Consider the following 12,360-nt stretch of genomic DNA (forward strand, 5'->3'; position numbering starts at 1 on the left):
CGAACGGCAGCGGTCGCTCCCGAGAGGATCACCGCTGCCGTTCGAACGCGGTGCCCGCCGTGCCCCGGCGGACGCCGTCCGGACCCAGAGCTTGCCACTCCGTGAGAACCACCGGTCCGGTCCGGCGTAGGGCGAACAACGTCTTTCCGATCTCGTAGAGCTTCGTGCCGTAGGCGTTCACGAGCCGCCCATCGCCGTAGGTGTGGAATTTCACCGCGACCGAGGTCGCGTCGCCATCGAGTTTGCAGACGATGGTCTCGTCGGTCTGAAACCCTTCGATCCTGAGAAGACAGTCGCGGTTTCCCCGGCCCGACGCGATGTCGAGGCGATACGTGACGACGATGGGAGAACCACCGGCCGTGCGGCCGCCATCGTGTACGAAGGCGTAGTGTCCGGCCCAGGGTTGAGCGGGAGCCTGCCCCGACACCGTGGTCCCCAGCGCAATGAAACTGGCCGATAGGATCAAGGCGGTGTGGAGCGCCCGCGCCCGAAATGAAGCCATGCCTCGCTCTCCCGTGTCACTGCTGCGGTCCGGCCGCTTGCATCCGCCGCCGGCCCCGGCCATATAGCGCACGGGAGGTTGGCGAGGGACGTTTCACTCGCCAACCGGGTCAGGTCCGGAAGGAAGCAGCCCTAACGAGACCGAGCGGGTCTTCGTCCAGCCTCCCACCTTTCGATCTATAGCCCGCGTGGCGGCATCCCTCCGACCAGGGCGGCGCCAACCCACGCGAAGGCGGCATGGACGCGACCTCCGGCACTCCGAGCGACGCCCCCGGCCTTCCGGGTTTTCCCGAGCCGCAAGCGTCCGCGACGCCCTATCGGGTGCTCGCCCGCAAGTATCGCCCCCAGAACTTTGACGACCTCATCGGACAGGGCGCCATGGTGCGGACCCTGGCCAACGCCTTCGCGGCCAACCGCATCCCCCAGGCGTGGATGCTGACGGGCGTGCGCGGCGTCGGCAAGACCACCACGGCCCGCATCCTGGCGCGGGGCCTGAACTACGTCCGCGACGGCCATCCCGACACCGGTCCCACCATCGCGATGCCCGAACTCGGGCGCCACTGCCAGGCGATCATGGAATCCCGGCACATGGACGTGCTGGAGATGGACGCCGCCTCGCACACGGGCATCGACGACGTGCGCGGGATCATCGACGGCATCCGCTATTCACCCGTCTCGGCCCGCTACAAGGTCTACATCGTCGACGAGGTCCACATGCTCTCCGAGAAGGCGTTCAACGCCTTCCTGAAGACCTTGGAGGAGCCACCACCTCACGCAAAGTTCGTGTTCGCCACCACCGAGATCCGCAAGGTCCCGGTGACGATCCTGTCGCGCTGCCAGCGCTTCGATCTCCGCCGTGTCGAGGCCGACACCCTGGTGTCGCATCTGGCCGGGATCTGCGCCGCCGAGCGTGTCGAGGCCGATGCCGAGGCACTGTCCGCGATCACGCGGGCGGCGGAGGGCTCGGTGCGGGACGCCCTCTCGCTCCTCGATCAGGCCATCGCGCACGGCGCCGGACACGTGAGTGCCCAGGGCGTACGGGACATGCTGGGTCTGGCCGACCGGGGCCGTATCGTCGACCTGTTCGAGGCGGTGATGCGCGGCGACATTCCGGCGAGCTTTTCCGAGGTGCGCGGCCAGTACGAGGCGGGCGCCGACCCCGCCGTGATCCTGTCGGATCTCGCGAGCTTCACCCACCTCGTCACCCGCCTGAAGCTGGTGCCGGAGGAGGCCGCGGCCGATCCGACCCTGAGCGAGGCGGAGCGGTCGCGCGGCGGCGAATTCGCGGGCAAGCTCTCCGTCCGGGTGCTATCGCGGGCGTGGCAGATCCTCCTCAAGGCGATTCCGGAAGTACAGACTGCGACGCGGCCGCTGGCCGCCGCCGAGATGGCCCTGGTGCGCCTCGCCTACGCGGCCGATCTGCCGACCCCCGACGAAGCCCTGCGCCAGTTCAAGGGCGAGGCCCTGGCGGCTCCGGCCCGGACACCGGCTGACACCCACGCCAGTTCCGCACCCGTCACGGCGCAGGGGCGCCCGGCCCTGCCGCCGATCCCGATCTTCTCGTCCGAGCCGCCGCCGCGCCCGGCCCTGTCCATGGCGGCCGGCGGCGGTGGCCGTCCGGCCCTATCGATGGTCGCGCCCTCACCCATGCCGAGTCAGGCGCCCGCACCGAGCCAAGCCCCCTCCCCCGAACCAGAAGGCCCACGGCTGACGCGCTTTGCAGACGTCGTCGCGCTGGCCGACACCAAGCGCGACATCGGCCTGAAGATGGCCCTGGAGCGCGAGGTCCATCTCGTGCGCTTCGAGGAGGGACGCATCGAGTTCCGTCTCGCGGAGGGCGGGCGCCAGACCATCGCCAACGACCTCGCCAAGGCCCTCGACCTGTGGACGGGCCGGCGCTGGATCGTCGCCTTGTCGAAGGAGGCCGGCGAGCCGACCCTCGACGCCACGGCACGGGCCGCGACGGAAACCCGTCATCAGAGCGCCGCCGCCCATCCCCTCGTGCGTGCGGTGATGGCGGGCTTCCCCGGTGCCCAGATCGTCGACGTGCGCGACAAGACCCCTGAGATTGCGGTCGAGGCTCCGCCGACGGGCGAGGCCGAGACCGAAGACACGGACGGCGAGGCATAGCGCCGGCGCCGCTCCGTCCCCAGATCAGCCTGAACGCCTCACCCGATACAGCCGAAGGACATTACGAGCATGCGCGACCTCATGGGCATGATGAAGCAGGCGCAGGCCATGCAGGAGAAGATGGCCGCCCTGCAGGGTGAACTCGACACCGTCGAAGTATCGGGCGCCTCCGGCGGCGGCGCCGTACGGGTGACCATGACGGCCAAGGGACAGGTGAAGGGCGTGCAGCTCGATCCGACCCTGATGAACCCGGATGAGCGCGAGATCCTGGAGGATCTCGTCGTCGCCGCCATGAACGACGCCCGGGGCAAGGCCGAGCAGGTCGCCGCCGAGCGCATGGGCGAGCTGACGAAGGGCCTGCCCCTGCCGCCCGGCCTGAAACTCTTTTAGGGGCTCGAAGGGGGCGACCCGCAGGTCGCCCCCTTCGAGAGATCAGGCTGCGATCGCCTGAGCGGACGGCTCGGCCGCCCGCACGTCGGCGTCGACGTGTTCGGCGAAGCGCTTGAAGTTCTCCTGGAACATGGCGACGAGGCGCGTTGCCGTTTCAGCGAAGGCCGCCTTGTTGGTCCAGGTTTCCACGGGTGACAGCACCTGCGCCTCGACGCCCGGCACCGAGACCGGCACCTGGAACCCGAAATACGGATCGCGTCGGAATTCGACCTGGGACAGGGATCCGTCCAAGGCTGCCGTGAGCAGGCGGCGCGTCACGCGGATCGGCATGCGTCGGCCCGTGCCGACACCACCCCCGGTCCACCCGGTGTTCACGAGCCAGCAGTCGACCGCGTGCTTCGCGATGAGGTCGCGCAGCAGATTGCCGTAGACGCTCGGGTGACGCGGCATGAACGGCGCCCCGAAGCAAGTCGAGAACGTCGCCTCCGGGGCCGTCAGGCCGCGTTCGGTGCCCGCGACCTTGGCGGTGTAGCCCGAGAGGAAGTGGTACATCGCCTCTGCCCCCGTGAGCCGTGCGATGGGCGGCATCACCCCGAACGCATCGCAGGTGAGCATGACGATGTTCTTCGGGTGCGCGGCGCGTCCCGTGGTGCTCGCATTGGCGATGAAGTCGAGGGGATAGGCGCAGCGGGTGTTCTCCGTGCGGGAGGCGTCGTCGAAATCGGGCACCCGGGTTTCGGGATCGATGACCACGTTCTCCATCACCGTGCCGAAGCGCTCGGTGGTGGCGTAGATCTCGGGTTCGGCGTTCCGGGAGAGGCGGATGGTCTTGGCGTAGCAGCCGCCCTCGAAGTTGAAGATCCCATCCGGGCTCCAGCCGTGCTCGTCGTCGCCGAGTAGCATGCGCGAGGAGTCGTTGGAGAGGGTCGTCTTGCCCGTGCCCGACAGGCCGAAGAACAGGGCCGACTGGCCGGCCTCGTCGAGGGCCACGTTGGCCGAGCAGTGCATCGGCATCACCCCGACCTTGGGCAGCCGGTAATTGAGGTAGGTGAAGACCGACTTCTTCATCTCGCCGGCGTAGGCCGACCCGCCGATGAGCACGAGGCGTCGCGAGAAATCGATGGCGATGACCGTCTTCGAGCGGCAGCCGTGGCGATGCGGCTGAGCCTCGAAGCTCGGCAGATCGATAATCGTCAGTTCCGGCACGAAATCCGACAGGGTCTCGCGCTCGGGCCGGATCAGCAGGTTGCGGATGAACAGGGAGTGCCAGGCGAGCTCGGTGAACACCCGGGCCTTGACCCTGTGGCACGGGTCGGCGCCGCCATGGAGATCCTGGGCGAACAGTTCGCGCCCCTCGGCATGGCCGAGGAAATCCTGATAGAGCGTCTCGAACTGCTCGGGCGTGATCGCGCCGTTGTTCTCCCACCAGACTTCGTTCTCGGTGCCCTCGTCGCGCACCACGAACTTGTCCTTCGGCGAGCGCCCCGTGTGGCTTCCCGTGGTCGCCACCAGGGCGCCGCCCTGCGCGAGTTCCGCCTCGTTGCGGCGCAGCGCCTCTTCGTAGAGCCGCGGAGCTTCGAGATTCCAATGCACGGCTTTCAGCTGGCGCAGGCCGATGGCCTCCGCGCCGTGGCCCGAATTGAAAAGTCCGATGTTGGTCATGCGCGTTCCTCCTCGGGCCCCTGATCGCTCCGCCGGGCCGGACTCGTGTGTGGGGCGTCCGCGCGGTCGTTCAGGTCCGCCGCGCGCAGGTTCGCCGCCCCACGAGTCACCGTTTGTGCTCGGTTCCTCAAATCTTGCCGACAAATCACGTTTGCGACAATGGAAAAAGAAATTTGAATTCTCCGTATCCCGCGCGGGCGTAGGCCTGCGGGGGCGAAACCGGAGCGGCGCGACCCTATGTGTGGAGGATTCCTACTTTCGCCGGGTACGCCTCACCCGCTATCCCGCTTGAACCATGTGGTGGCCTCGGGCCATCCGCACGAGCCCAGACGGACCGTTCATGCCCCAAGCCGTCGCCGGTCCCGAGATTGAGCGCCTGATCCAGCTCCTCGCCCGCATGCCGGGCCTCGGCCCGCGCTCGGCCCGGCGCGCGGCCCTGCAGCTCATCAAGAAGCGGGAAACCCTGCTCGCTCCCTTGGCCGACGCCATGCGGGTCGCCTCGGAGCGCATCGTCGTGTGCAGCGCCTGCGGCAACGTCGATACCGCCGAGCCCTGCACCATCTGCCGCGACGAGAGCCGCGACCCCTCGACCCTCGTGGTGGTGGAGGACGTCTCAGACCTCTGGGCTCTGGAGCGCTCGGGCGCGGTGACGGCCCGTTACCACGTGCTCGGCGGCGTACTGTCGGCGCTCGACGGCGTGCGGCCGGAGCACCTCAACCTCGACAGCCTCGTGGCGCGCGCCGGCGACCCGGCCATGCGCGAGATCATCCTAGCGCTGAACGCCACGGTCGACGGTCAGACCACGGCGCATTACGTCACCGAATCGCTGAAGGTCCATGGACTGAAGATCACCCGCCTCGCCCACGGTGTGCCGGTGGGCGGCGAACTCGACTACCTCGACGAGGGCACGCTGACGGCCGCCATCCGCAGCCGCACACCCTTCTGACGGGCGGACGCACGGGTCATTTGACCGCTCATCGGCACGACCTTATCTGCTGGGGATCGCGGCGCCGCGATCCCCACAGCCGAACCCCATCACGCCATGACCATCCGTCCGCTCGTCATCCTGCCCGACCCGATCCTGCGCAAGGTCTCCGAGCCCGTCGGCCCCGTGACGGACGAGATCCGCACCCTGGTCGCCGATATGCTGGAGACGATGTACGACGCTCCGGGCGTCGGCCTCGCGGCGATCCAGATCGGGGTGGCGAAGCGCGTCGTCACCATCGACACGTCGAAGGACGAGGACGACCGCCGGCCGCAGGTCTTTCTCGATCCCGAGATCGTCTGGGGCTCGGAGGAGAAGCGGGTCTACGACGAGGGCTGCCTCTCGATCCCGGATTATTATGGCGAGGTCGAACGGCCAGACCGGGTCCGCGTGCGGTTCCGCGGCCTCGATGGCGCGACGCAGGAGATCGAGACCGACGGCTTGCTCGCCACCTGCATCCAGCACGAGATCGACCACCTCGACGGCATGCTGTTCATCGACCACCTGTCGAAGCTGAAGCGCGACCGGGTGGTGAAGAAGTTCGCCAAGGCGGCCAAGCGCGACGCCGCGTGATCCCACGTTAGGAAAAAGCCCGATGCGCGTCGTGTTCATGGGCACGCCGGATTTCGCCGTGCCGACGCTGGCACGCCTTCATGCTGACGGCCACACCCTCGTCGCCGTCTACACGCGCGCGCCGGCCAAAGCCGGGCGCGGCATGGCCCTGAAGGCATCCCCGGTCCACGTGATGGCCGAAGCCCTCGGCGTGCCCGTGCTGACGCCCACGACCCTGAAGAATGCGGAAGCCGTCGAGACCTTTCGGGCGCACGCGGCCGATGTCGCCGTGGTGGTGGCCTACGGGATGCTGCTGCCCCAGGCGATCCTCGACCTGCCGCGCCACGGCTGCCTCAATCTCCACGGCTCCCTGCTGCCGCGCTGGCGCGGCGCCGCTCCGATCCAGCGCGCCGTGATGGCGGGCGACGCGATGAGCGGCGTCGGCGTGATGCGGATGGAAGCCGGCCTCGACACCGGCCCGGTCGGCCTGGAGGCGCGCCTGCCGATCACGCACGGCATGAGCGCCGGTGCCCTGCACGACGCGCTCATGCCGCTCGGCGCCGACCTGATGGCCCGCGCCCTCGCCGAACTGGAGCACGGCGCCCTCACGTTCACACTGCAGGCGACTGAGGGCGTCGTCTACGCCCACAAGATCACCAACGACGAGGCGCGCATCGACTGGACCCGCCCGGCCCCTGAGGTCGCCAATCACGTCAACGGACTGGCCCCCTTCCCAGGCGCCTTCTTCGAGGCCGATCTCGGCAAGGGTCCGGAGCGGGTGAAGGTGCTGGGCGCCCTCGCGACGGAGGCCAAGGGCGACCCCGGCACGATCCTCGACGAAGCCTGCACCCTTGCCTGCGGTACGGGCGCCGTCCGCCTCACGGCCCTGCGCCGCGCCGGCAAGGGCGGCGTCGCGACCGGGCCGGAGTTCATGCGGGGCGCCCGCTTGGTGCCCGGCTCGTCCCTCGGCGCCTGATGCCGCGCTACAAGCTCGTCATCGAGTACGACGGCACGCCGTTCTGCGGCTGGCAGCGCCAGACGGCGCAGCCCTCCGTGCAAGGCGCCATCGAGGTGGCGGTGAAACGCTTTTCCGGCGAGACCGCCGGCCTCACCTGCGCCGGCCGCACCGATACGGGGGTTCACGCCACGCATCAGGTAGCGCATCTCGACCTCACCAAGGCTTGGCGCACGGATGTGGTGCGCGACGCCCTGAACGCGCATCTGCGCCCGCATCCGGTCTCGATCCTGAGTGCCGAGCGCGTTGCCCCGGACTTCAACGCCCGCCATTCTGCGTTCCGCCGGCACTATCGCTACCGCATCCTCAACCGCCGCAGCCCGGCGGCCCTGACGCGCGGACAGGTCTGGCAGGTGCCGTGGCCCCTCGATGTCCCGCTGATGCAGGCCGCCGCGCGCCCGCTCCTGGGTTGCCACGACTTCACGGCCTTCCGGGCCGCCGAATGCCAGGCCAAGAGCCCGATCCGCACCCTGGAACAGCTCGACGTCGCGATAGTGAGCATGGGTCACTTCGACGAGATCGTGGTGGCGGCGTCGGCGCGCTCGTTCCTGCACCACCAGGTCCGGGGGCTCGTCGGCACCCTGGTGCTCGCAGGCTCCGGCAAGATCACGGCCGACGATGTCGCAGGGATCCTGGCGAGCCGGGACCGCAGTCGTTGCGGCCCTCTAGCCCCGTCGTGTGGCCTGACGCTGGTGGGGGTGGATTACCTAAATGAACCGCTGATTCACAGTAAATTTTAATCTGAGGTTGAATTTATACCCGGCTCTGCGTCCAAATGCGCAACCTCTCCGATCATCGTGAGGAGCTCGGGATTATCGCCATGGAAACACCCCTGCGGGTCATCATCGTCGTTGCCTCCGCCTTCGCGGTCCTTTCACCCCTGATCTTCATTGCGATCCGAGAGGCCATCAAACGCCAGCGGCAGGAGACCATCAAGGATCTCGCCCTGGTTTTCGAGATCGCCGACCGGTCGAGCCCCTCCCTGATCCCATCCTTCGAATTTGTGAAGTACAAGTATTTCGTCGGCGCCAAGCGCCGCTCAGTGCCCGTCGTCACTCCGATGCAGCCTGGCACGGCAGTCCAAGACTTCCCACGTCGGAAGGAAGACTACGCAACGCTCTCCTGGCTTATCGGCAGCATCCCGTTCAGCGTCCTGTCGGGGCTGGCGATGTTCTACGCTCTGTCGCTCCTCGTTTCGCTTTTGGCGCCTGCGGGAAGCGATGCGGCGGCGTTCCGCTGGCCGGGGGTGACTTACCCTACGCTCGACGGCATCGGGATGGTGTGGCTGCTTGGCCTGTGCGCAGCGTTCGCCGGCAGCTACATCACCGCCCTTCGCAATCTCTACCGAGCGATCAAGAACTTCGATCTCAGCCCCGGAACCCTCGTCGGTGAGACGATCCGGATGCTTTTGAGCGCGGTGCTCGCCCCGGTACTCGTCGTCGGCCTCTTCTGGATCGGCACTGAGGCGGTTCAAGCACTGGTGACGAACGAGGCGACCCTGACCGCGCCATCCGTCATCGCGCTGGTGGTCGCCGCCAGCTTCATCGCGGGCGTGATGCCGGAGGTCGTCCTGCGGAGCATCATCCAGCGCGACAAATTACGGAACTTCAAGCGGGAGGAGGAGGTGTTCGAGGCGTTCAAGATCACGCCCGTGGAGATCATCGACGGCATCGACAGCGATATCCGCATCCGGCTCGAGGATTATCATATCCACTCCACGCAGAACCTCGCCGCGGCCAACCCGTTGATGCTGTTCGTGGAGACACCCTATGGGGTCTATCAGATCATGGACTGGGTCGCCCAGGCGCAACTCTGTTGCTCGGTCGGGCGCGATCGCGTGATCCGGTTATGGCCCCTGGGCGTTCGGACCCTGTTCGACCTCGAGCGCCTCGCCGCTTCGGGCGAGGGTGCGAGCGAAGCCCTTCTCCTCGAAGTCGGACGGGTCATCCTGGGCGAGGGACTGGTCCCGAGGGAGATTGCCGATCGGCCGGCTGCGGTGGCCATGGTCCGGGCCAGCATCGAATTGCGCCTCGACGATCCCCACGTCCAGCGCCTGCGGCAGATCTACATCGCCGTGGGTGATCGCCTGGGCGCGAGCAGCCGGCGGTTTCGGTCGAGCCGCGTCAACTATCGGTGCCGCTACCGGTCCGGACACGGCTGGCTCTGCCGAAGTCTCAAGCGCCGAGCCGCCTGACGCGAACGGTCAAGCCGACGGCGCCGCGGCGGCGAAATACGCCGCGAGCACCCGCGTATAGATCGCGGTGAGCCGGTTCAGGTCGGCCACCGCCACGCACTCGTCGGTCTGATGCATGGTCTCGCCGACGAGGCCGAACTCGATGACTGGGCAGGCATCCTTGATGAAACGGGCATCCGAGGTGCCGCCCGTGGTCGAGAGCTTCGGCACTTGACCGGTCTCCGTCTCGATGGCGGCGGAGACGAGGCTGGTGAAGGCGTCGGGCTCCGTGAGGAAGGCGGGGGAATTCGAGGGCTGCAGGTCGAGACTGTAGCGTACGCTGTTCCGGGCCGCCCGCTCCAGGCGTGCACGGATTTCGGCGCCGAGGGTCTCGGCGGTCCAGCCCTCGTTGAAGCGGATGTTGAAGGTCGCCCGCGCCTCCGCCGGGATCACGTTCGTTGCCGGATTGCCGACATCGAGGGTGGTGAATTCGAGGTTCGACGCATCGAAATGCCGGGTGCCGCCGTCGAGGGGCTCGGCCAGGAGCGCATCCGCGAGGCGCAGCATGCCGGGGATGGGATTCTCGGCCCGGTGCGGATAGGCGACGTGGCCTTGGCGGCCATGGACCGTGAGCTTGCCGGTGAGGGAGCCACGCCGTCCGATCTTGATCATGTCGCCGAGACGTTCGGGGTTCGTCGGCTCGCCGAGCAGGCAGTGATCGAAGCGCTCGCCGCGCGCCCGCGCCCATTCGAGCAGCTTCACCGTGCCGTTGACGGCCGGGCCCTCCTCGTCGCCGGTGATGAGGAAACCGAGGGAGCCCGAGAAGCCCGGCCCGACCGCGTCGAGATAATCGAGGGCGGCGGCGAGCATGCAGGCGATGCCGCCCTTCATGTCGACGGCGCCGCGCCCGTAGAGGAGGCCGTCGGCCACCGTTCCGGCGAACGGCCCGTGGCGCCAGGCGGCGACATCGCCCGTCGGCACCACGTCGGTGTGGCCGGCAAACAGCAGATAGGGTGCGCCGGTGCCGATGCGGGCGTAGAGATTGTCGATATCGGGCGTGCCGGGTTCGGAGAAGCGCGGCCGGTGGACCGTGAAGCCGGCCGATTCCAGAACTTCGCCGAGCCAGGCGAGGGCGCCGCCCTCCTCCGGCGTCACCGAGGGGCAGCGGATCAGGGCCTGGGCCAATGTGAGCGGCGAACGGTCGAGGGAATCAGACACGGCCAGAATCTCGCGGGGTCTCGGCGACTATCGCCACGGCCATAGGCGCCCGCCGGTGCCCGCGCAAATCGCGGGGCTTCCGATGCGCCCTCGCGGGCGTTATCTCCCGGTCATGGCCCTGTCATCCGATGAAGTCGAACGCTACGCCCGTCACCTCGTCCTGCGCGAGGTCGGCGGCCCGGGACAGGCCCGCCTCAAGGCGGCGCGCATCCTCGTGGTGGGGGCCGGCGGCCTCGGCGCGCCCCTGATCCAGTACCTCGCGGCCGCCGGCATCGGCACCATCGGGATCGTCGACGACGACATCGTCTCCCTGTCGAACCTGCAGCGGCAGGTGATCCACGGCACGCCCGATATCGGCCGGCCGAAGGTCGAGAGCGCCACGGACGCCGTGGGTCGCCTCAACCCGCACGTCGCCATCGAGGCCCACCCCTTCCGGCTGACGGCGGAGAACGCGGTGGAACTTGTCGCGGACTACGATCTCGTCGCCGACGGCTCGGACAATTTCGCGACGCGCTACGCCGTCTCGGATGCGTGTTTCCACGGCAAGCGCCCCCTGGTGACGGCGGCGCTCGGGCAGTTCGACGGGTCGCTGACCACCATCCGGGCCCACGAGACCGGGTCGGACGGGCGGCCGAATCCGACCTATCGCTGCCTTTTCCCGAGCCCCCCGCCACCCGGCTCCGTGCCGGCCTGCGCCGAGGCAGGGGTGCTCGGGGCGCTCGCCGGCATCATGGGCTCGCTCATGGCCTTGGAGGTCATTCGCGCTGTGACGGATTTCGGCGAGCCCCTGGTCGGACGCCTGCTCATGGTCGATGCCCGCTCGATGCGGTTCGAAACCCTGGGTTATGCCTGGGACGACGCGAACCCGCTCAGCGGCGCGGCGCGGTGAGCCGTCAGGCGGCCTTGTCGAGGCAGCACTTCTTGAACTTCTTGCCGCTGCCGCACGGGCACGGATCGTTGCGCCCGACATCCTTGAACGGATTGCGCACGGGCTGGCCGGCATCCTCGGCCGTCCAGGCGAGGTCCGCGACGGGATCGTCGATGGTGCCGTAGCGGCGCGGATCGAAGCGGGCGAGGTCGTCCGGCTTGGCCTCGGCTTGGCGCAAGGTGGTGCGGAACCACGGCGCGTCGCTGAATTCATCGGTGAGACGGCCATCCTTGCGCGCGGCTGCCGAGCGGGGCGCCAGGTCGCGAAACCCCAGCAGCGCGATGGTCTCCTCCCAACCGACCCAGCCGATATCACCCTCGACGGCGACGCGCTTGTCGTCGAAGCGCACGAGGAGGTCGTGGGTCGCCTGACGGTCGACGCGGCCGGTCTGGGTCAAGAAGGTCAGGGCCGCGAGGGCCTCGTTACGGACGAAATCGTCGAGGGTGCTGTCGAGGATGAGGCGGTGCAGCGGCGCCACCTCCCCGTCGAAGACGCTGACGAGGATACGGGCCAGCGTCGTCGTCACCGCGTCGCCCAGCAGGGCGTCGAGGGTATCCCCGTCCTGATGCAGCAGACGCACCAGGGGGGCGAACACACGGGTGTTGCGGGCGGCCGCGAGGACGTGGAGACCGTAGAACAGCAGGTTGGCGTCGGCCTCCGACACCTCGGCACCGTCCGCAGGCCCGGCCAGCACGCGCAGCACCTCGTCGGCGATGGCCTCCGGTGTTTCGACCGCGCGCCGAAGTTCGGCGGCCGGCAGGTACTCGGCCGCCGAGAGGGCATCGACGAGGGCACGGTCGATCATG

General features: G+C 68.4%; 12 protein-coding genes and 1 other RNA gene. 9 read left to right on the forward strand and 4 right to left on the reverse strand.

What is annotated here, in order from left to right; all coding sequences use genetic code 11:
* Positions 1 to 28: 28 nt before the first annotated feature.
* Entirely contained in the window at positions 29 to 502 is a 474-nt protein-coding gene (locus tag ASF22_RS15715; protein ID WP_056171807.1) for a DUF5991 domain-containing protein, read from the reverse strand.
* A gap of 72 nt (positions 503 to 574) precedes the next feature.
* Here ASF22_RS15715 and ffs point away from each other — a divergent pair.
* The 3 genes from ffs (at position 575) to ASF22_RS15725 (ending at position 3,021) form a co-directional block, all read left to right on the forward strand.
* Positions 575 to 671: signal recognition particle sRNA small type (ffs, locus tag ASF22_RS23255), an RNA gene on the forward strand.
* Positions 672 to 738: 67 nt separating this feature from the next.
* Entirely contained in the window at positions 739 to 2,631 is a 1,893-nt protein-coding gene (locus ASF22_RS15720; protein WP_056266027.1) for a DNA polymerase III subunit gamma/tau, read from the forward strand.
* Between the two features lie 69 nt (positions 2,632 to 2,700).
* Positions 2,701 to 3,021: a YbaB/EbfC family nucleoid-associated protein gene (locus tag ASF22_RS15725; protein WP_056266031.1), complete on the forward strand. Its 321-nt coding sequence runs from the start codon at positions 2,701 to 2,703 to the stop codon at positions 3,019 to 3,021.
* 42 nt (positions 3,022 to 3,063) lie between these two features.
* Here ASF22_RS15725 and ASF22_RS15730 read toward each other — a convergent pair whose 3' ends face one another.
* Positions 3,064 to 4,683, reverse strand: a complete 1,620-nt coding sequence (locus tag ASF22_RS15730) for a phosphoenolpyruvate carboxykinase (protein ID WP_056266033.1) — start codon at positions 4,681 to 4,683, stop codon at positions 3,064 to 3,066.
* Between the two features lie 340 nt (positions 4,684 to 5,023).
* Here ASF22_RS15730 and recR point away from each other — a divergent pair, with 340 nt between their 5' ends.
* From recR to ASF22_RS15755, 5 genes are all read left to right on the forward strand, one after another.
* On the forward strand, positions 5,024 to 5,629 hold the full coding sequence (gene recR / locus ASF22_RS15735; protein ID WP_056171814.1) for a recombination mediator RecR: 606 nt from the start codon (positions 5,024 to 5,026) through the stop codon (positions 5,627 to 5,629).
* A gap of 96 nt (positions 5,630 to 5,725) precedes the next feature.
* On the forward strand, positions 5,726 to 6,241 hold the full coding sequence (gene def / locus ASF22_RS15740; protein ID WP_056266036.1) for a peptide deformylase: 516 nt from the start codon (positions 5,726 to 5,728) through the stop codon (positions 6,239 to 6,241).
* Positions 6,242 to 6,263: 22 nt separating this feature from the next.
* On the forward strand, positions 6,264 to 7,196 hold the full coding sequence (gene fmt / locus ASF22_RS15745) for a methionyl-tRNA formyltransferase (protein ID WP_056266039.1): 933 nt from the start codon (positions 6,264 to 6,266) through the stop codon (positions 7,194 to 7,196).
* Complete coding sequence (gene truA / locus ASF22_RS15750; RefSeq protein WP_056266041.1) at positions 7,196 to 7,975, forward strand: tRNA pseudouridine(38-40) synthase TruA; 780 nt, start codon at positions 7,196 to 7,198, stop codon at positions 7,973 to 7,975. The genes fmt and truA overlap by 1 nt, the downstream gene beginning before the upstream one ends.
* Before the next feature lie 80 nt (positions 7,976 to 8,055).
* Positions 8,056 to 9,429: a hypothetical protein gene (locus tag ASF22_RS15755; protein ID WP_156630078.1), complete on the forward strand. Its 1,374-nt coding sequence runs from the start codon at positions 8,056 to 8,058 to the stop codon at positions 9,427 to 9,429.
* A gap of 9 nt (positions 9,430 to 9,438) precedes the next feature.
* Here ASF22_RS15755 and dapE read toward each other — a convergent pair whose 3' ends face one another.
* Positions 9,439 to 10,626: a succinyl-diaminopimelate desuccinylase gene (gene dapE, locus ASF22_RS15760; protein ID WP_056266046.1), complete on the reverse strand. Its 1,188-nt coding sequence runs from the start codon at positions 10,624 to 10,626 to the stop codon at positions 9,439 to 9,441.
* A 112-nt stretch (positions 10,627 to 10,738) separates the two neighbouring features.
* Between dapE and moeB the strand changes: the two genes are divergently transcribed.
* A complete protein-coding gene (moeB, locus tag ASF22_RS15765) occupies positions 10,739 to 11,515 on the forward strand; it encodes a molybdopterin-synthase adenylyltransferase MoeB (RefSeq protein WP_056171827.1) in 777 nt (258 codons plus the stop codon).
* 4 nt (positions 11,516 to 11,519) lie between these two features.
* Here the strand turns inward: moeB and ASF22_RS15770 are convergent, their stop codons facing one another.
* On the reverse strand, positions 11,520 to 12,359 hold the full coding sequence (locus ASF22_RS15770; protein ID WP_156647775.1) for a DUF1186 domain-containing protein: 840 nt from the start codon (positions 12,357 to 12,359) through the stop codon (positions 11,520 to 11,522).
* Position 12,360: the final 1 nt, after the last annotated feature.

It is taken from the genome of Methylobacterium sp. Leaf87 (assembly GCF_001422775.1).
Classification (GTDB): Bacteria; Pseudomonadota; Alphaproteobacteria; order Rhizobiales; family Beijerinckiaceae; genus Methylobacterium.

Coding starts and splice junctions, on each gene's coding strand:
- ASF22_RS15715 (WP_056171807.1), bottom strand. CDS start 502: ATGGCTTCATTTCGGGCGCGGGCGCTCCACACCGCCTTGATCCTATCG.
- ASF22_RS15720 (WP_056266027.1), top strand. CDS start 739: ATGGACGCGACCTCCGGCACTCCGAGCGACGCCCCCGGCCTTCCGGGT.
- ASF22_RS15725 (WP_056266031.1), top strand. CDS start 2,701: ATGCGCGACCTCATGGGCATGATGAAGCAGGCGCAGGCCATGCAGGAG.
- ASF22_RS15730 (WP_056266033.1), bottom strand. CDS start 4,683: ATGACCAACATCGGACTTTTCAATTCGGGCCACGGCGCGGAGGCCATC.
- recR (WP_056171814.1), top strand. CDS start 5,024: ATGCCCCAAGCCGTCGCCGGTCCCGAGATTGAGCGCCTGATCCAGCTC.
- def (WP_056266036.1), top strand. CDS start 5,726: ATGACCATCCGTCCGCTCGTCATCCTGCCCGACCCGATCCTGCGCAAG.
- fmt (WP_056266039.1), top strand. CDS start 6,264: ATGCGCGTCGTGTTCATGGGCACGCCGGATTTCGCCGTGCCGACGCTG.
- truA (WP_056266041.1), top strand. CDS start 7,196: ATGCCGCGCTACAAGCTCGTCATCGAGTACGACGGCACGCCGTTCTGC.
- ASF22_RS15755 (WP_156630078.1), top strand. CDS start 8,056: ATGGAAACACCCCTGCGGGTCATCATCGTCGTTGCCTCCGCCTTCGCG.
- moeB (WP_056171827.1), top strand. CDS start 10,739: ATGGCCCTGTCATCCGATGAAGTCGAACGCTACGCCCGTCACCTCGTC.
- ASF22_RS15770 (WP_156647775.1), bottom strand. CDS start 12,359: ATGATCGACCGTGCCCTCGTCGATGCCCTCTCGGCGGCCGAGTACCTG.